21 protein-coding genes are annotated in these 20923 nt (G+C 43.4%); 4 read left to right on the plus strand and 17 right to left on the minus strand.

Going from position 1 to position 20923, the window contains the following annotated elements; genetic code table 11:
- Positions 1-145 precede the first annotated feature (145 nt).
- Positions 146-1549 (minus strand): signal recognition particle protein, encoded by a 1404-nt coding sequence (ffh, locus tag Q4486_RS06325; protein ID WP_303416255.1) that lies wholly within the window; start codon positions 1547-1549, stop codon positions 146-148.
- A gap of 238 nt (positions 1550-1787) precedes the next feature.
- Between ffh and Q4486_RS06330 the strand changes: the two genes are divergently transcribed.
- Both Q4486_RS06330 and Q4486_RS06335 read left to right on the plus strand, forming a co-directional pair.
- A complete protein-coding gene (locus tag Q4486_RS06330) occupies positions 1788-2573 on the plus strand; it encodes an inner membrane protein YpjD (protein ID WP_303416254.1) in 786 nt (261 codons plus the stop codon).
- A 124-nt stretch (positions 2574-2697) separates the two neighbouring features.
- Positions 2698-3969, plus strand: coding sequence for an HlyC/CorC family transporter (locus Q4486_RS06335; protein ID WP_303416253.1), 1272 nt, complete (start codon positions 2698-2700; stop codon positions 3967-3969).
- 45 nt (positions 3970-4014) lie between these two features.
- Here the strand turns inward: Q4486_RS06335 and Q4486_RS06340 are convergent, their stop codons facing one another.
- The 4 genes from Q4486_RS06340 to Q4486_RS06355 are packed head-to-tail and all read right to left on the minus strand — an operon-like array spanning position 4015 to position 5681.
- Positions 4015-4326 carry an MTH1187 family thiamine-binding protein gene (locus Q4486_RS06340; RefSeq protein ID WP_303416252.1) on the minus strand — a complete coding sequence of 104 codons (312 nt, stop codon included), beginning with the start codon at positions 4324-4326 and terminating at the stop codon, positions 4015-4017.
- 18 nt (positions 4327-4344) lie between these two features.
- Positions 4345-4536, minus strand: a complete 192-nt coding sequence (locus Q4486_RS06345; protein ID WP_303518811.1) for a DUF1289 domain-containing protein — start codon at positions 4534-4536, stop codon at positions 4345-4347.
- A gap of 3 nt (positions 4537-4539) precedes the next feature.
- Positions 4540-5064 carry a gamma carbonic anhydrase family protein gene (locus Q4486_RS06350; protein ID WP_303518813.1) on the minus strand — a complete coding sequence of 175 codons (525 nt, stop codon included), beginning with the start codon at positions 5062-5064 and terminating at the stop codon, positions 4540-4542.
- Between the two features lie 11 nt (positions 5065-5075).
- A complete protein-coding gene (locus tag Q4486_RS06355; protein WP_303416249.1) occupies positions 5076-5681 on the minus strand; it encodes a CoA pyrophosphatase in 606 nt (201 codons plus the stop codon).
- 146 nt (positions 5682-5827) lie between these two features.
- Here Q4486_RS06355 and Q4486_RS06360 point away from each other — a divergent pair, with 146 nt between their 5' ends.
- Positions 5828-6367, plus strand: a complete 540-nt coding sequence (locus tag Q4486_RS06360) for an NUDIX hydrolase (protein WP_303518815.1) — start codon at positions 5828-5830, stop codon at positions 6365-6367.
- A 35-nt stretch (positions 6368-6402) separates the two neighbouring features.
- Here Q4486_RS06360 and Q4486_RS06365 read toward each other — a convergent pair whose 3' ends face one another.
- Positions 6403-6939 (minus strand): outer membrane beta-barrel protein, encoded by a 537-nt coding sequence (locus tag Q4486_RS06365; protein WP_303518816.1) that lies wholly within the window; start codon positions 6937-6939, stop codon positions 6403-6405.
- Between the two features lie 259 nt (positions 6940-7198).
- On the opposite strand from Q4486_RS06365, the gene Q4486_RS06370 reads away from it, so the two are divergent.
- Positions 7199-9361, plus strand: a complete 2163-nt coding sequence (locus Q4486_RS06370; protein ID WP_303518817.1) for a TonB-dependent receptor — start codon at positions 7199-7201, stop codon at positions 9359-9361.
- Positions 9362-9544: 183 nt separating this feature from the next.
- Here the strand turns inward: Q4486_RS06370 and Q4486_RS06375 are convergent, their stop codons facing one another.
- From Q4486_RS06375 to Q4486_RS06425, 11 genes are all read right to left on the minus strand, one after another.
- Positions 9545-9805, minus strand: coding sequence for a hypothetical protein (locus Q4486_RS06375; protein WP_067863284.1), 261 nt, complete (start codon positions 9803-9805; stop codon positions 9545-9547).
- 466 nt (positions 9806-10271) lie between these two features.
- Complete coding sequence (locus Q4486_RS06380; RefSeq protein ID WP_303518819.1) at positions 10272-10994, minus strand: energy transducer TonB; 723 nt, start codon at positions 10992-10994, stop codon at positions 10272-10274.
- Positions 10994-11410, minus strand: coding sequence for a biopolymer transporter ExbD (locus Q4486_RS06385; protein ID WP_303416245.1), 417 nt, complete (start codon positions 11408-11410; stop codon positions 10994-10996). The genes Q4486_RS06380 and Q4486_RS06385 overlap by 1 nt, the downstream gene beginning before the upstream one ends.
- Positions 11385-11993: a MotA/TolQ/ExbB proton channel family protein gene (locus Q4486_RS06390; RefSeq protein WP_303518820.1), complete on the minus strand. Its 609-nt coding sequence runs from the start codon at positions 11991-11993 to the stop codon at positions 11385-11387. The genes Q4486_RS06385 and Q4486_RS06390 overlap by 26 nt, the downstream gene beginning before the upstream one ends.
- Positions 11990-12709 carry a sulfite exporter TauE/SafE family protein gene (locus Q4486_RS06395; protein ID WP_303518821.1) on the minus strand — a complete coding sequence of 240 codons (720 nt, stop codon included), beginning with the start codon at positions 12707-12709 and terminating at the stop codon, positions 11990-11992. Before Q4486_RS06395 ends, Q4486_RS06390 begins: the two co-directional genes overlap by 4 nt.
- On the minus strand, positions 12706-13764 hold the full coding sequence (locus Q4486_RS06400) for a 4Fe-4S binding protein (protein ID WP_303518823.1): 1059 nt from the start codon (positions 13762-13764) through the stop codon (positions 12706-12708). Before Q4486_RS06400 ends, Q4486_RS06395 begins: the two co-directional genes overlap by 4 nt.
- Positions 13761-14555, minus strand: coding sequence for a hypothetical protein (locus Q4486_RS06405; protein WP_303518824.1), 795 nt, complete (start codon positions 14553-14555; stop codon positions 13761-13763). Before Q4486_RS06405 ends, Q4486_RS06400 begins: the two co-directional genes overlap by 4 nt.
- A 144-nt stretch (positions 14556-14699) precedes the next feature.
- Positions 14700-17549, minus strand: coding sequence for an EAL domain-containing protein (locus tag Q4486_RS06410; RefSeq protein WP_303518825.1), 2850 nt, complete (start codon positions 17547-17549; stop codon positions 14700-14702).
- A 188-nt stretch (positions 17550-17737) separates the two neighbouring features.
- Positions 17738-19549 carry a V-type ATP synthase subunit A gene (locus Q4486_RS06415; protein ID WP_303416239.1) on the minus strand — a complete coding sequence of 604 codons (1812 nt, stop codon included), beginning with the start codon at positions 19547-19549 and terminating at the stop codon, positions 17738-17740.
- Entirely contained in the window at positions 19549-20238 is a 690-nt protein-coding gene (locus Q4486_RS06420; RefSeq protein ID WP_303416238.1) for a DUF2764 family protein, read from the minus strand. The genes Q4486_RS06415 and Q4486_RS06420 overlap by 1 nt, the downstream gene beginning before the upstream one ends.
- Complete coding sequence (locus Q4486_RS06425) at positions 20238-20921, minus strand: ATPase (protein WP_303416237.1); 684 nt, start codon at positions 20919-20921, stop codon at positions 20238-20240. Before Q4486_RS06425 ends, Q4486_RS06420 begins: the two co-directional genes overlap by 1 nt.
- Positions 20922-20923: the final 2 nt, after the last annotated feature.

Genomic DNA, 20923 nt, shown 5'->3' on the forward strand with positions numbered 1-20923 from the left:
CCCTTTATTGAGTGGGTTTTAATATCGCCCACAGTTAGAAAAACAGCCTGTTTTTGAGGCAGACTGAACCATTAAAAATTAGGGCGGGAATTCTACTAGAATTACCCGCCCTAATAAAGTCTTTTCGCCGATTAATTAAAAAGGCTTACATCCCAGGGAAACCACCAGGGCCGCCCATACCACCAGGACCACCACCCATGCCCGGCGGTAACATACCTTTCATGCCGCGCATCATTTTGGTCATACCGCCTTTGCCGCTGAATTTTTTCATCATCTTCGACATCTGTTTATGCTGTTTAAGCAGGCGATTAATATCCTGAATCTGGGTTCCAGAGCCTTTAGCTATACGTTTTTTTCGGGAACCTGAGATAATATCGGGCTTACGACGTTCCAATGCGGTCATTGAGTTAATGATCGCTTCCATCTGATGCATACCCTTCTCGGCGTTTGCTGCACTGGCCGCTTGAGTCAGCTGACCCATGCCAGGAAGTTTATCAAGCATGCCCGCCATACCACCCATATTTTTCATCTGGGTAATCTGTTCACGGAAATCTTCTAGATCAAAGCCTTTACCCTTTTTAATTTTCTGGGCAAATTTTTCCGCTTTGGCTTTATCAATTTTCTGCTCTGCTTCCTCAATTAAGGAAAGCACATCGCCCATACCTAAGATACGGGAAGCAACACGATCAGGATGGAAAGGCTCTAAGGCATCAACTTTTTCGCCAACACCTAAGAACTTAATAGGTTTACCGGTGATCTGACGTACAGATAAAGCAGCACCACCGCGAGCATCACCATCGGTTTTGGTAAGGATAACACCGGTTAAAGGTAATACTTCGTTAAAAGCTTTGGCGGTATTTGCCGCATCTTGACCTGTCATCGCATCGACAACAAATAAGGTTTCTACCGGATTAACCGCTTCATGTAAGCGCTTAATCTCACCCATCATATCTTCGTCAACATGCAAACGACCCGCCGTATCAACCAAGACAACATCATGGTGTTGAATGCGAGCATGAGCGATTGCAGCGTTAGCTATATCAACTGGATCTTGATCAGCGGACGATGGGAAGAAATCAACCTGAACTTCAGCCGCAAGGGTTTCTAGCTGTTTGATAGCCGCCGGACGATATACGTCAGCAGAAACAACTAAGACCTTTTTCTTTTCCCGTTCACGTAGGTGACGACCTAGCTTTGCCACCGAGGTGGTTTTACCCGCCCCTTGAAGACCAGCCATCATAACAACTGCTGGAGGTACGACCGCTAGGTTCAGCTTTTCATTCGCCTCCCCCATGACCTTGACCATCTCTTCATTGACGATCTTTACAAATACCTGTCCTGGAGTCAGGCTTTTAGTAACTTCAGTCCCTACAGCACGCTCTTTAACGCTATTAACAAACTCTTTAACGACAGGGAGTGCGACATCCGCTTCGAGCAGCGCCATACGCACTTCACGCAGAGTACTTTTAATATTATCTTCCGTCAGTTTCGCCTGACCGGTCACTGAGCGTAACGTGTGCGTAAGTCGTTCTGTTAAATTCTCAAACATGTCCTGCCTCGACTTTCCCCCTGCGAAAGCGCTTCATAGATAAGCATATTATTAAGGGAAAAAGATAAACTAAGTTAATTATCGATACATTATACCGTACAAGAGCCATCCTGAGCAGCCCCTTTAAATTACTCTTTGTATCTCTATTGCTCTTCTTTAATCCGGCGCCTATCTGTGACAAACTAGCGCCTCATGCCATAACACTGTTCTACTTGAACGCTGGACAGAAGAGACTTAGATGCTAGCTATATCAACACTTGTTGCCGTAATGCTTTATAGCGCTGCTGGAATCCTACAGTGGCAAGTTATGCGCGGCAGTCGCCAACAGCCCCGTTATTTCAACCAACTACTAGGCGTGCTTGGCTTATGTTCCCATACTTTGGCGCTTTATATCGTACTCCACCAGCCAGATGGGATTAACTTAAGCTTCTTTAGTGTTAGCTCACTTATCTCTTGGCTCGTCGCTAGTATCGTTCTTCTTAGTAGCTTGCGCCAAAATATAGATAATCTTTTTATTGGTGTTTTTCCTATGGCCGCCATCGCTTCATTGGCCACACTGGCTACTGGGGTATCTGATGGAAAAATCTATAGCGGCGGCGTAATCGTCCATATTTTGCTATCGATTTTGGCGTACAGTATTTTTACGGTAGCAACACTACAAGCTATATTGCTCTCCTTCCAAATAGCAGCACTGAAACAGCATCATACTCGCGGACTTGTCTCATCCCTCCCACCACTACAAACAATGGAATGCTTGCTATTTGAGATGGTTTGGACTGGTTTGGTCTTATTAACCGCTGCGATGGTGACGGGCTTTATTGTTTTTGAAGATCTATTTGCACAACACTTAGTTCACAAAACTGCATTTTCTATCTGTGCTTGGTTTTTGTACGCAACCTTATTATTTGGCCGTATTAGCTTTGGCTGGCGCAGTAACACAGCAGTACGCTGGACTATTGCAAGTTTTATCACTCTCGCGCTTGGTTTTTTTGGCAGCAAAATGGTGATTGAATTACTCATCTAAGCCCTCTTCTATCAGATAACCACCTCTATTCGTCTAAATAGACAAAATGTAGGGGTAATAGCCCTTGACAGGTCAGGGGCCACATTTGAAAATGACGCTCCATTCATAAGATAGGCATACCGTCTTGGAAGACGCATCAATAGGATTTCTCCTTGGAATACTCTGTTTCTTAATTTTATGCTCTGCATTTTTCTCCAGTTCAGAAACCGGGATGATGTCGCTTAACCGATATAGACTGAAACATCTCGTCAAGAAAAAGCACCGTGGAGCACGTAAAGCCAGCAAATTACTAGAACGCCCCGACCGACTGATTGGCGTTATTCTGATAGGTAATAACTTTGTTAATATCTTAGCCTCCGCTATCGCGACCGTTATTTGCGTACGCCTATGGGGCGACACCGGCATTATGATCGCCACCTTTGGCCTAACAGTTATTATTCTTATCTTTGCGGAAGTGTCACCAAAAACAATGGCTGCGCTCTATCCGGAAAGAGTCGCTTTCCCTGCGTCTTATCTTCTTGCGCCTCTACTTAAAATATCTTACCCGCTAGTATGGGTGATAAACGGCATTACAAACACTTTCCTACGTTTATTTGGGGTCAATGTCACCGGTGACAATAATCACCACCTGAGCACTGAAGAGCTTAGAACATTAGTTAATGAGGCCGGTGCTCTACTTCCACAAAATAACCAAAGCATGCTGCTCGGCGTACTAGAGCTGTCTGAAGTAACAGTGAATGACATCATGATCCCTCGTAACGAAGTTATGGGAATCGACCTAGATGATGATATTGATACGATTATTGGCCGTTTGAGCAATACCGAGCATACACGCCTACCTGTTTACCAAGGTGAACTAAACAAAGTGGTGGGTATTCTCCATATGCGTAACCTTGCGCAGGTATTCCATGAAGGGAAGGTAACAAAAGCAGCCATTCTTCAAGTGATACGGGAACCCTACTTTGTACCTGAAAGTACGCCACTAGAAACCCAGCTCGTCCACTTTCAATCGCAAAATAGACGTATAGGCCTAGTGGTTGATGAATATGGCGATATACAAGGCATCGTCACATTAGAAGATATACTAGAAGAGATTGTCGGAGAGTTATCGTCTAGCCCTAGAGAGGCTGACCAAGATATATTTCCGCAAGAAGATGGCAGCTATTACATTGAAGGCAGTGCCTATATTCGCGATGTTAACAAAGCATTGGATTGGAATTTGCCTACCGATGGCCCAAAAACAATGAACGGCTTGATTACGGAAACCTTGGAATCCATTCCTGAGGCTAACGTCTGCTTGCAGTTAATGCACTATCATATAGAAACGCTGCAAATCAGTGATAATGTAATCAAGACGGCTCGAATAATAGCCTTCAAAAAAGAGCAGGAAGACTAACCCCTTTAATATAAAGATTGAGCGCCGCTAAAAATTGGCGCTCAATCAACCCTCTTCTCGCTCCAGCTTCTGCCTTACGCTTTGAACTTTATCATCCATCGTCTGCTCACGATCTGTTCGAGTGCCTAAACGCATTGAGGTTGTTATCCGTGGTGCGCCCATCTCATGCACCACCTCATGACAACGTTTGACCGCCGCCATCACCTCATCCCAATCCCCTTCCACATTGGTACCATAGGCATGCATCTCATGTTTCAAATGGGCATCATTTAGAACACGCTGACAGGCCGCTACATATTTTGAGACTGATACGCCCACCCCTAAAGGCACAATACAAATATCGATCATCACATTCATAACCAACAGACCCTAAAATTATTCTGAAAAATCGCCCGATTCTCGCTGTTTGATCTTTTTCCAAACATCGACCTTCTCTTCGTTAGTGTAAACACCCCACTCAGCAATCTCGATACCACTACGCTGACAGGCAATACAAAGGTCATTTTCATCGAGCGCACATACACCGACACAAGGGTTTGGGATAGGTTTGTTTCTCTGTTCTGTCATTACTTACTCTTGTCGCTCTAAACCACGATTGTAACGGCGCATATTATCAACATAATGCTCAGCATTCTTTGTCAATTCAGCCACCTGTTCTACAGATAAGGGGCGCTTTATTTTAGCAGGTGATCCCACCACTAACGAATAATCCGGAATTTGCATACCCTCAGTGACTAAGGCATTCGCACCAATCAAACAGCCTTTGCCTATTTTTGCACCATTCAAAACAACAGCATTAATACCGATTAAAGAACCCTCTCCCACCTCACAACCATGCAACATCGCCTGATGCCCCACCGTCACATTTGAACCTATACGTAAGGTAAACCCTGGATCAGTATGTAAAACTGCACCATCCTGAATATTTGAACCTGAGCCGATGATAATGGGGTCGTTATCACCACGGATCACCACATTAAACCAGACACTACTGCAATCATGCAGCTCAACATTACCGATAACCGTCGCATTTTCTGCCACAAAATGCTCTTTACCTATTAATCTGACACTTTGCCCCTCAAGGGAATACAACATTACAGCTTCTCCTACTCACGCAAAAAATGTCTAACTGCATATTCAGGCCTCGGTTTCATTGGAATATCAGCACCGCACCCTTCATTTAAAAGCTCAACCAACATATAAGCCGTTAAGCCCCAAATAATATGCCCTTGATACTCCCATGCGGGAACATAAAGTGATTTCCCCTTAAAGCGTATCTCATCTGTTGAGTAACGCTGATCCGCTAAGAAAAAACTTAGCGGGACACTAAATATCTCATCAAGTTCACCTAAGTTCGGTACCAGCTCAACCGTTTTAGGCACAACGCCCACCCAAGGCGTAACCTGCAAACCGTGCTTAGAAAGCACTTGCCCTAAAGGACCGATAACATCAACCAATGAAGGCTGCAAACCCACCTCTTCATGAGCTTCACGCAACGCGGTAAATAATAGATCTGTATCGGTCTCATCATATTTACCGCCAGGAAATGCTATCTCCCCACTATGGGTTGAGAGTGTGGCGGCTCGTTTAGTTAGAATAACTTCTGGATCATCATCATCCGTTAATGCAATAAGCACACTGGCTTGCGGTCGGTTTGATGAAAACCGAGCGGGAGTTAATCCAGTTAAACGTTTTCGTATAGTCGTTATCATATAAATATCATTATTATTCACTCTGCTTTAATCATACCCTTAAGCACAGCGACAAATTAAGTAAGATTTTATAGACTCTCTATCTCTTTGCGATATTTATAATCTATAGACTCGCAAACCACTAGCAGCACGCTTAAGGATGTAGGATGAAATTTTGTTCCAATTGCGCAAACCCTCTTCGCTTAGGCATCCCCGACGAAGACAATTTACCGCGTCATATTTGTGATAACTGCGAGACAATTTATTACCAGAATCCCAAAGTTATCACCGGCTGTTTACCGGTTTATCAAGATAAGGTCTTACTCTGCAAACGCGCAATTGAACCCAGAAAAGGCTACTGGACACTGCCCGCAGGATTTATGGAAAACAATGAATCCACTATGGAAGGAGCATTACGAGAAACTTATGAAGAAGCCAATGCTCATGTCGAAATCAGCCATCTCTATACCTTAACCTCTATTGTTCACGTTAATCAGGTGCAACTTATCTATCTCGCCCATTTAGACAAGCCAGAATATGCACCGAGCAATGAATCCCTTGAGGTTGAACTGTTTAGCGAAAAGGAGATTCCTTGGGATGACCTTGCCTTTTCCACTATTAAAAACGCCCTCAACTTCTACTTTGAAGACCGACGCACGGGAACATACCCATTGCATGAGATGATCTTGAAGGGGAATAAAGCGTAAATTGAGGGCGTTAAAAGCACTGTAGCTATACTCGTTTAAAAGTTATAACTAACACCAAGTGATACCGTATCAATTTGGTCTTCAAAATCCATACGCTCCCACTCTAAACGCACATCTACAGTGTCAGTCACATTATAATTAAACCCAAGTCCATAAAGCACATCTGACTCACTATCAGATACACTTCCTATACCTGCCGCATCAACATTTGCATCAAGACGTGCGACGCCCAACTTGGCGAACACTTCAGCCTTTTCACCCAATGGCAACTTGCCGAGCACCGCTAAAGAAACAGCATCGCCATCAACCGATACCGGAACACCCGAAAGATCAACTGTACTGTCGCCTAAATCTTGGTACGCGAACTCAAGCGCAACGTTTTTATTAAAATTATAACCAGCAAAAAGTTTCCAGCTCGTATCAGAATCATCCGTTACTGTTAAACCTGGAAATGCAGCGTAATCAATCTCAGTTTGACCAACACTACCACCTACATAGAATGCTGAATCAGCCATTGCAGTTTGTGATGCCATACCGGCCATCAAAGCCGTTGCTATAAGTATCTTTCTCACCTAACTATTCCTTAAATAACTATCTATAAAAATGCACTTCATGTGCGCCGTAAAGATACCAATCACAATAACGTCACACCAGCTCTTCAAGTCAAAACTATAATTAATAACATCACAACCATTCATTAATGCTACTAATTAATATAAAAAAAACCGCGGAACGACCTGCGGCAGGATGCCGCGCGACACTGTGCCACATTGTTAGCGTACTAAAAATCACTTATTTTCCGCGCCAATATATATTTAGGACGGAAATCACATGTCACTATGTCAGCCCCCCTTCCCCACCAAAAAAATAGCTATTCTCATTTCGGCAATGATTGCTCCTCTCTCGGTTTTTGCCGATGAAGACTCAGCCTCAAAAGTAACGACCGAAATAATTCCAGATACGATTACGGTCACAGCTACCCGAGCAGAAAGAAGCTCAGCTGAAGTACCTGAAAGCATTGCGATTGTTGATCAAGCTCGACTCGAACAAGAGAATATGACCAACATTGCCAATGCACTTAAAGGCACACCCGGTGTATTAATTGAATCCACTAGCGGCGGTTACAGCTCACGCATGATAGTTCGTGGCGCAGGATTAAAAGCACAGTACGGTATACGAGAGATCATGGTGCTTAGGGATGGTGTACCTATTACCGATCCTGATAGCTTCACGCGTATGGATTTTATCGACACCCAAGATATTGAACAGATCGAGGTCAGCAAAGGCCCAGGCAATATTTATGCACCGGGCTCTACCGGTGGTGCGATCCATATTATTTCAAAATCGGTTTTTGATGATAGACGCGATCAAATCAAACTGGGTACTGGTGAATTCGGACAGAGCAATCTTCATCTACGTAAATCATTTATGTCCGAGGAGGGTAACGCACTCGCCATTACTGCATCCCACCGAAAAGCAGATAATGATTGGCGCGAGCATAATGATTTTGAATCCAACCAGTTCAGTATAAAGGGCGGCTTCCTCCCATCAGACAACAGCGAATTAGAGACTGAATTCAGCTATACAAAAGCGCAGCTCAATCTGCCCGGCAGCATGAACGAAAGCCAGTTTGAAGAGTACAAACGCACCGGTAAACAAACAGATAACAGCGACGCCTTTAAAAACTCTGCCCGCAACTCTGAAATCTTCTTTTTCAACAGCCGCCTAAATGTAGATTTGGGCGCCATCACATTGAAACCACGCGTTTACTATAACCACTGGAGTCATTTCCATCCCGTCACGGGCATTATTAATGATACGCCGGGAGTTGATATCTGGGGGACCGATTTAGAACTTGCTTATGCTCATAATCTGCTAGGTAAAGACAATTTAGTCGGCGGTATTACATATCGCCAAGACCGTAATATAGGCGCACAAAAATATGCTTACGCCGATATAGTTACAGCAGGCCCCACCTTAGTCAGCACTCTATCTGATAGAAAGGGTGAATTACTAGAAGAACAAAATGAAATAAATACCGTTTACGGATTCTTTTTGCAGGAAAACCTACGCCCCAACGACAGATTACTAATTGATGCAGGTTTCAGGTTTGATCATATCAAAGTCGAACAAGAAACATGGAATAGCGATACCTCATATAACTATGGCATGGGCGGTTATCTAACAATTCCTGGTAGTGGCGGCAACAGTGAAATGCAACATAGCTTTGATCTGTTCTCACCACGCGTTGGTGTTAGTTATAAACTCAACAACAACCTCACCCTGTTCGGTAACTTGGCGCAAGGCGAGCAAGTGCCGTTTGCAAGCGAGCTCGAAAGCAATTCCGATCTTAAAAACTCAACGAGCCGCAGTTTTGAAGTGGGCTTAAAAGGTCGCGCCTCCAGATGGCAGTTTGACTTAAATGCCTATATCAGCGAAGTAGAAGATGAGATTATTAACGTCCGCACGAACGGCGAAAGCATCTACCAAAATGCAGGTAGCACAGATAAAAAGGGCATAGAGTTTAGCGGTGCATTAAATGTATTAGAGAAACAACTCCCCGGGGAGTTATCACTCGGATTCAATTACGCCTATAGCGACTACACCTATAACGACTTTTCTGAAATTGTTTATAGTATGGGCGTTCCTGATAACTTTGACCGCTCAGGTAATCAGCTACCCTTTGTGCCAAAACACTACTACAGCATCAATGCAAACTATACCCACCCATCTGGCATAAAAGCACGCTTACAAGCCGACAGCTGGGGCGAATATTATCTAGATAACGCAAATAGCGAAAAATATGGCGGCTATGATTTTGTCACCAGCGTTAATATTGGCTACACAAAAAGTCCTCACGATATCAGCCTAAACATCCAAAACCTATTTGATAAGCGTTACGCTGTGGAAGCACTAAAAGATACTAGTGGTGAAAAAACCTTTTCACCTGGAGCGCCTCGATCAGCCATGCTGAGTTATCGTTATCAATTCTAAATCGTACCTTTAAACCCCCACCAAAAAGTCATCGTAACAGATGGCTTTTTTTATAGCCCTTTTCAGAAACAATCTCGGTCTAACTCAAATCAGAGCCAAGCGAGCAACAATATTCCGACCTCACTTAATAAGAGTGATGTGAATAGCACCGATCCTTAATTTTATTACAAAAAACACACCGATCTATTTAACTTTTTCCTGCCATTCCAAATCACCGATTTGAACTTTCAGCCATTCAAACCCAATTCGCTTAGCGACGGCTGCCGCCCCATCTAAGCTTTTAAATTCTCGCTCTTTTTTAGAACGTTGAAGCTCAAGTGTAAAAACTTCCTCCTGTTTAGTAACAAATTTAAGCGTCCATCCCCGTGCCATAGAGATAGGCATTGCTTGGCATGAATCAAACACACCCGCCTTAAATAAAAGCCTCACTTCCTTTTCTTGCATTTTCATTTACTCCTTTTGAATAAGCATTAATTTATAATGATAATTATATATTTTATATTGATAAATCACAAATAAATTAAGATAATTATCGACATGTAACCTATTGAAATATAAGAGAAAAAAAGAAAAAATAAGAAGAGCAATACTCTCTTCTTCAAAAGAACATAAGACATTGAAATATAAGGACTTTATAGGTTTGTTTTGACTTGAAAAGATTTCAATAAAAACAGAAGAATAATGATTAAAAGTAATTATACGAATAATCATAATTAACTTATGAAAAATCAAAAATAAACTGTAAATTTATAAAAAGAGGGATTAAATAAAGAAGTAATCACTAAAATAAGGCACAAACAGTCCGAAATAGCTGAAGCTGCTCAACTATAAAAACGTCTATCTGTTAGATGGATAAATCTGAAAGGAGCAAGTATCTCAAAAGGAAGATACAAACAAAGCGCAGCCAAGGCTATCGGAGAATCTTATACTGCAACGCCAACTCATAATTAAACGAGGCAGCGCCATTTAACAACTCAGAAGGAATAGATATAGGTAAAGATCGCTTGATCGAAGCTAAAGTGCTTTTATAAAACAAACGGTTTCCATCAATCCACTCAAAACTCTGCAGGTAGCCCTCGTTATTCAAGGTTAAACGGAAGCTCACCCGCCCTTGAATCCCTCGTTTAAGTGCACGACTGGGGTACTGTTTATTTTTGTCTATGCGCCGAACCAACTCAGCAAGCAAACGATCCCGCTGCTCAGCCTTACTTATAATAGGTAGATCATTTGGCACTATGGACTCAAGCTGAGGCTGAGGCTGAGGCTGAGGCTGAGGCTGAGGCTGAGGCTGAGCAGCCTGATTATCCTTAGACTTTAACGGTTCGGCTGGCTTTGGCTTTGGCTTTGGCTTTGGCTTTGGCTTTGGCTTTGGCTTTGGCTTTGGCTTTTCAATTTTAGGTGGCAATTCGGCAACAGGAACTACCGATTTTTCTAACGCAGAGGTGTTAGGTACGGGGGCGGGTATAGGTTTGGAAACATTGATGCGAACAGCAGCATAACTTGGCATTAACTCCTGCGTTTGCTCCACTTTGGTATCCTGCAGTTTATAGCCAACAACCCCATGAATACCAAGTGAAAAAAGAACGCCTACGACAAAAAGAAGGCGGTGATAAGGTTTAATCGGGACAGACATTAAAGAGACTCTGTAACTATATCTATGCTAGATATTCCCACCAAGCGTGCACTATCTAATACATGAACAAGCTTGCTATAACTCACCTCTTGATCGGCCTTTAACTGCAAGATTATCTCAGGGTTTTTACCCTGTTCCACCTTCAAACGCTCGCGCAACATATGAGCATGTAAGGCTTCTCCATCAATAAAATAGATTCCCGCCGCATCAATACTCACGGTAACAATGTCCTCAACATGGGTATCCATCGCACTTTCCGCGCTAGGTAGTTGTAACGCAATCTGCTTTTCATCAACAAAGTGCGCGGTCAGCATAAAAAACACCAGTAAAAGAAAAACTATATCTATTAATGGGGTTAAATTTAGGATCCCATGCTGTTGAACAGGAGACTTATATCGCACTAACAGCCCCCTCATCCTTAGCCACCTCAGGAACGCTCGACGACTCCAGATCATGATGATCCAATACTAGCGCAGCCGCTTTTTGCAATCGCCAGTGATAGCGTGCCAGAGCGGACTCAAGAAAGTGCAGAAAGATTAATAGCGGAATGGCGACAGCCAACCCAACACCCGTTGTAAGCATCGCCTCCCATATGCCTCCTGCTAGTGCGGTCGCATCCACCTTACCACCTGCATTTTCAATGACTTGAAACGCTTTTATCATGCCAGCAATAGTACCTAGCAAACCCAACAAAGGTGCGGTGTTCGCTAGAATAGACACAGTTTTAAGGCCCGTTTCAAACACCTTGATCTCTTTATAAATCAGATGGGTAGCGGCCGCTCGAAGCTCAGGCCCATGAGCATGCCGTTTTTGTTTCTGCTGTAATGTAACAACAACTCTTTTTTCAGCGCTCTCCTTCCACTGTGAGATAGGCTGTTCCAGCTTTACCCGTCGTGTAAATAGGAGTTGTAAATAACGCCCTGCCAAAATAGAAAACCCAATAACGGAATAGGCAACCAAAATCCATACTATAGGTCCGCCTTTATCTATCCACATCATCCTGGAATACCTCGCCATGCCGTATTAACCGCTACTAGAACCAACATTAATGCGCCGGTGCGTGTTAATCCTGCTTGCCACTGAACCAATTGATTTCTCAACTCCTTACCCAATAACGCCACCCCGTAACGGACTAATAAACTAGGAATCACGATGGCGCCTAAACCAAAGCTAAGAGAAATAGCGCCTCCCCAAACAGGATCTGCACTTTGCGCAGCAGCAGCAAGCAAGCCAAGTAGAGGGATACAAGGATTTAACGCCAACGAGAAACCAAGCATACTCAACTGCCATGCGTTACGTGCATCAAGCGGCTGTGCATCAGAAGCGATAAGATTGTCACTTTTAGACCCAGTAGGTTGATGAACACCGGCACTTGAACATTTTTTTTCACCTGCCTGTCGCCACATTTTTAGTGCTAACCACAAGCTAACGACTGCAGCAAAAATAGGCACTAAGGGATGTGCAAGGTAGCTCTTTATAATACCGCCAAGCAATGCAGCACTTGTTCCCATGCATAGATAACCCAAAAGACGACCTGACATGAAAGGCAGTACCACCTCGACAAAAGGTCGCTGAGCGCCAGGCCCAAGTAAAACAGGGCCTAAATAAGGTAAGCAGCTTAGATTACATGGCCCTGTACCAAAGCTAAGGCCGATTAAAAAAGCGGAGAAAGTCGCAGCAACAAACCCTAACTGCAATAGGTCTGCGCTCATCATTTCACTTTCACCGGCTTAGCCAAAGAGCGATCAAAACCAATGAGCTTAACTTTCTCCCATTGAGTTTGGGCTTTTTTACGTCGCTTAAAATACTGAGGAGTAGCGCTAAACACCGGGATATTAAGGTAACGGATTTGCAGAACATCTTTATCTGGACAAAATTCGACACAACGACCGCATAAGGTACAGTCAGGCAAGGTGACATCTTTAGCTTTATCTGTTGCATTGTGATCTGTCTGGAGCTCTTTTATATCCATAGGGCAAGCTTCAGCGCAAAGGCCGCACTTATCACAGCGCGAAGACCCCTTCTTAACTAAACGAACAAAACCTATCTTGCGAAACACTGCATGCATCGCCAACAAAGGACAGATACGGCAAAACGGCTGACGCAAGGTCATGGACATAGCGATAACCAAACCAAAAAGAAAATCACCTAAGATAGACAGCACCATATAGCTAGGAGTCGAAGTATCAACAAACAACTGCTCATCACTGCCTGTAAACAGTGTAGTCAGAATACGGCTAGGACATATTTGGCAGAAGGGATCACCCCACTCATCACTCAGAAAACCTAAACTGGTCAATGCTGGTAGGCCAAACACTAATCCACCGAGCATAAGCCACTTAATAGGCCTTACTTTATCCACAGCACCGTGGGACAAACTTTTCACTTGGCGCAATCCCAGCTTTTGACCAATAAGCCCCATCACCTCTTGGAAAAAACCCAAAGGGCAGACCCAACCACAAAAGGCCTTATTAAGAAGTACAAACATCATTAAAAAAGTAACGATCGTTGTACCCACCGGTAGCAACAATTTCAAATAATCACCGCTATCAACTGCAGGCCCCAAACGATGATGAAATTGATGCTGTAATGGAATAAGAGCACAGTAATCAGCGTTCATAGAATCATACGCGCAGCTTAATGATGGCAAAGCACCGGAAAGCTTATCCGCCGCATAGAAACCAACAACCGTCGATCCATAAACCAAGAAAATAAACATAAATAACTGCACAAAACGCCGCAGTACCGTTAGGTTTTTCAACGTATTCACTTCACTTTTCTCCTGCTATGCTCAGGTAAACGGCGATTAATAACAAAACCAAAAACAATGCCAGCAAGGGCAACACCTGCACCTAAACTGACACTTTTCCAACTTGTTTCGCTAGCGTGGTAAGCGGTAGTTAAACTTGCCTCATAAGTAACGCCATCTTTCTCCACCGCACTAAACAATTGCAGTTCAGCAGCGGGGGTGGCACGTTTAAGCGGCACTATTTCTGGAAAATCTTCCGGTATAAACAGCTGCACACGGCCTTCATCATCGGTATGTACCACTTTATTACTGCCTAAGGTGGTGGTAGCGAGCAAAGGGTGATCAGCCAAAGGAGCTCCATCCAAAATCACATTAAAGTTATACGTCTTTAAGCTTTCATAGCGCCAATGCTCTCTTGGCAAGGGAGAGGGGATTATTTGCAAACCACCCAATTCAACAGCGAGAAGATCAGAGGGAGATGTACTAACTGGACGGCCGTTGTTATAAATATATCGAACCGCTAGGCTCTGAAAATTATCACTCTTTTGGCGAGCCACTAGCGCGTGATAACTATCTTTCCCAGTCGGTTTCAGTGTAACGATACTGTTCTTTTTATCTAAGGGAGCGGACACTAAATCCGAATGAATAAATTCGATAACAGAACTAAACTCAGGCTGCTCACCCATCAGCTGAAACTGCTTAGCTTGACGGCCATGACCTGAAGAGTGAGTTTGCTCTACCGGTTGCCAATAGATATTAGCGACTGACGAGGTAGTTACAAAGAGAAGTAAAGAGGGTAGATATTTACTCATAGAAAAATAGCCACAAGAGTTGAATTGCGGCGATTTTAACTAAAGAGGAGTAATTATAAATGTGACCCAATGCCACATGTGACAATTAGTCACAGTCTGAAAATGACGGCTCTGCCATATAAGGTATAGCCCCTAAACATTTTTTTAAGAGAAGTGTTTCTGTTCAAACTCCTTAACTGGAATCGGCTTTTCATAAAGGAAACCTTGCCCCTCAACACAACCGACATCAGCCAGAAACTTCACCTGTTCGATCGTTTCAATACCTTCTGCTACGGTAACTAAACCAAAATGATGTGCCACATCAATAATCGCCGATGTGATAGCTGCATCATCTTTATCATGGGGAAGATCACTAATAAATGCACGATCGATTTTGAGCTGATCCAGATTAAAACGCTTTAAGTAGGCCATACTTGAATAGCCCGTACCAAAATCATCTAACGACAGTTGAACACCCAGATTCTTTAGCTCTTGAAGCAACACTAAAGTCGCTTCTTCATTTTGCATCAATGTGCTCTCTGTAATTTCTATAACAAGAGCATTTGCAGCCAGACCTGACTCACGTAAAGCACTACGGACCTCCTCAACCAGTTCCGGTCTAAACTGCCGTACAGATACATTTACGGACATCGTGATCTTGGCATTATATTGTTCTGACCATTTGGCTGCTTGAAGACAGGCTTGCTCTAGCACCCAACGGCCAACCTGAATTATCAATCCAGTCTCTTCTGATAGAGGAATAAAAGCATCCGGTGAAACCAATCCTTGTATTGGGTGCTGCCAACGAATGAGAGCCTCACACCCAACCAACTGGTTATCTTGCAAACACAACTGAGGCTGGTAAAACAATTCAAACTCTTTGTTCTTTATCGCTTTACGAAGCTCTGTTTCAATATGCAAACGTTGAGATGCTTGATGATTCATCTCAGCAGTAAAGAATTGATAGTTATTGCGCCCTTGAGCTTTAGCAAAATGCACAGCAGCATCAGCATTTCTTAATAGCTCATCGAAACTTAACCCATCATTAGGGTAAACAGAAATACCTATGCTTGGCGTGACCGTTAAATGACTATCATTTTCTAATGGCCTAGAGACTTCATGTAAAATACGTTCCGATAGACTAACCGCTGACTCTAAGTGGTCTAACTCTGACATAAGGATCACAAATTCATCCCCACTTAAACGACTTACGGTGTCTCCTTCTCTGAGTAAAGACTTCAGACGTTTAGCTATTTTTTGTAGGATTTCATCCCCAAAACCATGCCCTAAACTATCGTTAATATTCTTAAAATGGTCTAAATCTATATAAAGCAGCGCAAAGTGTTGCTCACCTTTTTGCTTACTAACACTGATCGTTTGATCCACTCTGTGACCAACAAGTCGCCGATTAGGTAAGTTTGTCAAAGGGTCATAATCAGAGAGGTACGCTAACTTTTTCTCTACAGCTTTTCTTTCCGTCAAATCAGCGATCGAAGCTATATAGTTACGGACATTATCCATCTCATCGACAAAGGTGCTAATTGCCAACCATTGCGGGAAAACTTCTCCATTTTTCCGACGATTCCAAATCTCTCCACTCCACTGCCCATACTCTTTAAGCTGAGTCCACATATTGCTATAAAAATCTTTATCATGCCGTCCTGAGCGCAAAAAGTTGGGATTTTTATTCATAACATCAGCAGAGCTATACCCTGTGATCGCAGCGAATGCATCGTTTACTGCAATAATTCTATTGTCGGCGTTAGTCACCATAATGCCCTCACTGGCATTATGAAAAACCCGTGACGCTAACTCTAATTGATCCGCATTGTTGTAAAGCTCTTTCTGCTTTTGCTCAAGATCACGATGATACTGCGTGAACTTTCTTTTCATCCACTGAGAAAGGATAAAAGACAGAGTCAGCGCAATCACGGCAACCGATATAAGAAATAAATACAGTTGATCTCGGTCCTCTTTCTGAGTTTCAGCCAGCAATACTTTCTGCTCCTGGAGTAACTCTTCAACCTCTTTCGGGTAAAAGCCTGCAATAAGAATTAAATTTAACCCTGTGATCTTTCGTACTAACGATATTTTGGGGAAAGGACCTTCGCCAGTTGGCAAATACCAATCGTAATTAATAAACCCTCCACCCTGTCTCGCTAAATTAACAGCTTTAGTGATAATCTGACGTTCTAACTCTTTTGCTTCTTGATTTAAAGAGCTTGTCGCCTGCGGGCTAATACCAGAAGTGGATAAAACCGTGCCGGTATTATCGACCACCAAAATATAGCCATACTTACCAAACTGAATCGCTTGTAAACGCTTTATGGCCTGTTGCTTTAAGTCATTTTCAATATGTGAAAGGTAATCTCCAGCGCCCATAACCCATTGGTAAGGCTCAAACTTTTTAACAAAGGCGAGCTTTTCACTCATAGTATCTTTATTCGGTGGGTACCAGCGATAACGGGAGAAACCTTCCCCATCCTCATTATCAACAGAGGCCAACAGGCCACGCATAATAAAATGCCCTGTATCATCTTTATTATCATATAAGGAGCTTCCTTCCACAGAAGGTGTAGGTGGGAGCAAAACACAGATGCCATTCATATCATCGATAAATATATAGCCACGGCCATTAAAGAAATGAATACCCCTTAATGATTCTTTAATGAGTGTTTTAACTTCAGCCTCAGGTCTGCGACTACTTTCTCGCGTATAAATCGTAGTCGCAATAGCGTGAGCTTTTAATACTTCAGCCCGTGCTTGCTCTTTGAGCACATTTTCAGTTTGAGCCGTCACATAACGTATATAGTCTTGCGCACTGTCAATCTCTAGCACTAAACGGTCTTGGCCTTTTTGTAGAAATTCCTCTTCAAGGGCAGCTAAACGCTGCCTGTTATCTTCGTGATTTTTAATCAGAAAATGAGAGGCGACAATCACCAATAGAGCTACAGCTATAGCTACAGTTCCAAGCAATAGGAATCGGGGAAAAGCATGTATTTGACTTTGAGGCATAAATTATTGAGACACCGATCCGATATAGGCAGTTAGTTTCGTATCTACGATCACAACCCTATGAAACGCACATCATCTACGCGTTTTAGATCTGCTTTATGCAGGCCCGAATGGCCGATTCTACCAGAAGCTATTCAAACTAAGGATGAATGGTCGGTTTATTTATTGACTCAGATCAACAAAAACCACTAGGGCTTTGTAAAGCGTTCAATCTCCTCATAATACCGACGAAAATCTGGGCTTCCAGAGCGGCTATAGTTTAAGTTCTTAAACAAGCTTGTCAGTTTCACAAAATGATCCCTGACCTCCGTTTTATCCTTAAACACTACTGGTGCGAACAAACAAGCACGTAGCAATTGAAAAGTATCCTTTTGTCTCAACAAAGGCACGGATATATCTACATCATCAAATGCATCTTGTTGAAGGTAAACTTGATCTAAGCAGATCGACTTGTGGTACAAAACATAGTCATCTAGCGTTACCCCTTCTTCCCCTGTCACTTGCATCATCTGTTGAACAGATTCTCCTTCCCTCAATAAAAGCTGCATCTCTTTGACTTGATCAACCCAGCCCTCACCTAAATTCTCTTTATACCAAACAGAGATCTGATCTAAATAACGAGACCACGAAATTAAAGGATCAACCGCAGGATATGCACGTTTATAAGCACGTTCAGCACTTAAGCCAAGAAATGCTTTAACTGTTCTTAAGGTCGATTGAGTAACCGGTTCCTCAAAGTTACCGCCCGCAGGAGAGACCGTACCGATCAAAGTCAGACTTCCTAAATCACCTGCATTATTCTGAATAACACCTGCTCTTTCATAAAGTGCGCGTATAGCAGAATCCAGATACGCAGGGAACGCCTCTTCACCTGGAATCTCCTCTAAACGACCAGAGGTTTCACGCATAGCTTGTGCCCAGCGAGAGGTGGAGTCGGCGATCACAAGCACGTTATATCCCATCTGACGATAGTATTCGCTGATGGTTATACCTGTATAAATTGATGCTTCTCGTGCAGCTACGGGCATTGACGATGTATTACAAATAATAACGGTACGATCCATAAGTGAGCCACCTTTAGGATCGGACATATTTGGAAACTCGGTAATCGTCTCAACAACCTCACCCGCACGCTCACCACAGGCAACAATAACCACTATATCTACATCAGAAAAACGAGAAATAAGGCTTTGTAGTACGGTTTTACCCGCACCAAATGGGCCAGGAATACATGCTGTACCGCCACGGGCGATAGGGAAAAAAGTATCGATTAATCGTATTGATGTTAACAGCGGCTTATCAGGATATTGGCGTACACTTTTACCACTTCTTAACAATGGCTGGCTTACCGGTACACGAACAGGCCATTTTTGCTGCATGGAGACTTCCATCTCCTCTGCATCATCAGTTACGCGAAGACGGGCAACAGGCGTATCGACTGTAAATGTTCCCTCTTGGATCCAGCTCACTTCAGCACAATCTTGTAGATCAAAAGGCGCCATGATGTGATGTTTGAAGCGCCCCTCTTGCACATGACCAATAACATCACCCGCTTCCACTTTATCGCCAATCTTCACGCAAGGCTGAAAAGCCCAATGCTGTTGTCGATCTATCCCATCAACTTCCAAACCTCGCGGTAGGAAGAAACCATGCTTCGAGGCTATCTTCTCAAGAGGATTTTGCAAACCATCATAAACTTGCCCAAGCAGCCCGGGCCCTAAAGTAACTGACAGCATATGCCCACTTTGGGTGACATCATCACCTACAGCAACCCCGCGGGTATTCTCAAAAACTTGCACATCCGCCTCACCATGACGTACACGGAGAACCTCAGCCTGCAACGCTTCTTGCCGCCCTCCCTTACCAAGTCGTGTAGGGCAAATATGAACCATTTCATTCTTTAAAATAGGGAAATAATCACCATCGTCACCTCTAAGCAATTTAATTGTAACAATGTCGTCCCTTACCGCCACAACCTGCGCTGTAATATGCTGATTCACTAATTATTCCCCTGTAATAACTGCTGATTCAAACCAGAAAGTTCTAACAACACACTTCGCGAATTATTAAACGCGCCTACGGCTTTATCACCGTCATATCGTAAACAACGTTCGGCAATTGCCCAGCGCAAAACAAAGCAGGCGAGCGCCTCAAAGCTAAAATGATGGCTATGCTCTGTCTGACGTAAACTCATCCATAGTTGCTGATTATAATATTGCTCTAACAGCATTGGCTTTTCTTTACTCATTAAACGCTGCAACTGCAATAGCTGAGGGCATACACGATCCAACCCAAAACCCGGCTCAAACCAATGCTTCTTGATCAATTGAACCCAACGTCCGACACCATGAAACTGTGAAGGGTCATCCAAACCTGCGGCCCGACATCTCAAAGCAGCCAGCAAAGTTTTTAGCTCCATCTGGTAGTTAATCAACTCCAACATAACCGGGGACTCGACCTTGCTCATATCGGCCTTCCACTGAGCAATCAGATCTTTATCCGTCAACCTAAGGTAATGATCAATAATCGGATGAAATAGCGCTTCAATTTTAGCCAACTGCGCACTGTCTTCGTCTGACAACATGGTCAACCGACGATCTAAAGCAATCCGCGAAATAGGCAGCTGAGTACACTGCTCTAGTTCCGGCAGCCATGGTAGCGCCGTCATCAGCGTATAGTAATCCGACACTATCGAATCACTCCCTCAATGATCGCCCTAAATCGAGGCTGTAGATGTTTCAATAGAAGCTTAGCAACCGCCTCACTACTTAAATCAATCTCTACTTCTTGACCACTCAAGCAGACCCTTATGCCCTTACCTTCATGCAGTTCAAAATTAACCCCTGCCCGCATCTGCTCAGCCGCTAAGGACTGGACAAACTGACTAAGTTTACCTTCGCGATACTCTTTAGGATTTCTACGTAGCTCATCTAAACCGATAAAGTCTTCAGGCAGTAAAACATCAATCGTTTTCGCCTGTGTAATACCTTGATCAGTACTAACCTTAGCCACCAGCTCTAAAATTAGGCTACGCATAAAGGCAGGGTTATCCATTTGAGTATCGACTAACCGCTCAACTTGATCAGTAAAAGAGTGTGATAAAGTTTCTCTCACCTCAAGATGCATATCTCGCACAGCAATACGTAATGCATCTTCACCGGCTTGCTTAAGCTGTGCGGCCTCTTTCTTGGCTTTACTTAAAATAAGATCAGCTTCCTGCTTCGCTTGTGCAAGCAGCCAGTCCGCACGATGTTCAGCCTCTTCAACTAAACGTTCGGCTTCATGTTGACCTTTTTGTACCCCTTGCTGACGTAGCTTTTCAATCAGCTCCTCTACACCCGAAGAGGCTTGCGTTTTATGCTCGTTATTCATAT

This window comes from Neptuniibacter sp. 2_MG-2023 (assembly GCF_030547495.1).
Lineage (GTDB): Bacteria > Pseudomonadota > Gammaproteobacteria > Pseudomonadales > Balneatricaceae > Neptuniibacter.

What these genes read in the sequence shown, in the direction of transcription:
- Q4486_RS06380 (WP_303518819.1), bottom strand. Translation starts at nt 10,994, where the DNA reads ATGTCTGTCCCGATTAAACCTTATCACCGCCTTCTTTTTGTCGTAGGC.
- Q4486_RS06370 (WP_303518817.1), top strand. Translation starts at nt 7,199, where the DNA reads ATGTCACTATGTCAGCCCCCCTTCCCCACCAAAAAAATAGCTATTCTC.
- ffh (WP_303416255.1), bottom strand. Translation starts at nt 1,549, where the DNA reads ATGTTTGAGAATTTAACAGAACGACTTACGCACACGTTACGCTCAGTG.
- Q4486_RS06395 (WP_303518821.1), bottom strand. Translation starts at nt 12,709, where the DNA reads ATGATGAGCGCAGACCTATTGCAGTTAGGGTTTGTTGCTGCGACTTTC.
- Q4486_RS06340 (WP_303416252.1), bottom strand. Translation starts at nt 4,326, where the DNA reads ATGAATGTGATGATCGATATTTGTATTGTGCCTTTAGGGGTGGGCGTA.
- Q4486_RS06425 (WP_303416237.1), bottom strand. Translation starts at nt 20,921, where the DNA reads ATGAATAACGAGCATAAAACGCAAGCCTCTTCGGGTGTAGAGGAGCTG.
- Q4486_RS06355 (WP_303416249.1), bottom strand. Translation starts at nt 5,681, where the DNA reads ATGATAACGACTATACGAAAACGTTTAACTGGATTAACTCCCGCTCGG.
- Q4486_RS06375 (WP_067863284.1), bottom strand. Translation starts at nt 9,805, where the DNA reads ATGCAAGAAAAGGAAGTGAGGCTTTTATTTAAGGCGGGTGTGTTTGAT.
- Q4486_RS06410 (WP_303518825.1), bottom strand. Translation starts at nt 17,549, where the DNA reads ATGCCTCAAAGTCAAATACATGCTTTTCCCCGATTCCTATTGCTTGGA.
- Q4486_RS06405 (WP_303518824.1), bottom strand. Translation starts at nt 14,555, where the DNA reads ATGAGTAAATATCTACCCTCTTTACTTCTCTTTGTAACTACCTCGTCA.
- Q4486_RS06350 (WP_303518813.1), bottom strand. Translation starts at nt 5,064, where the DNA reads ATGTTGTATTCCCTTGAGGGGCAAAGTGTCAGATTAATAGGTAAAGAG.
- Q4486_RS06360 (WP_303518815.1), top strand. Translation starts at nt 5,828, where the DNA reads ATGAAATTTTGTTCCAATTGCGCAAACCCTCTTCGCTTAGGCATCCCC.
- Q4486_RS06345 (WP_303518811.1), bottom strand. Translation starts at nt 4,536, where the DNA reads ATGACAGAACAGAGAAACAAACCTATCCCAAACCCTTGTGTCGGTGTA.
- Q4486_RS06385 (WP_303416245.1), bottom strand. Translation starts at nt 11,410, where the DNA reads ATGAGGGGGCTGTTAGTGCGATATAAGTCTCCTGTTCAACAGCATGGG.
- Q4486_RS06330 (WP_303416254.1), top strand. Translation starts at nt 1,788, where the DNA reads ATGCTAGCTATATCAACACTTGTTGCCGTAATGCTTTATAGCGCTGCT.
- Q4486_RS06390 (WP_303518820.1), bottom strand. Translation starts at nt 11,993, where the DNA reads ATGATGTGGATAGATAAAGGCGGACCTATAGTATGGATTTTGGTTGCC.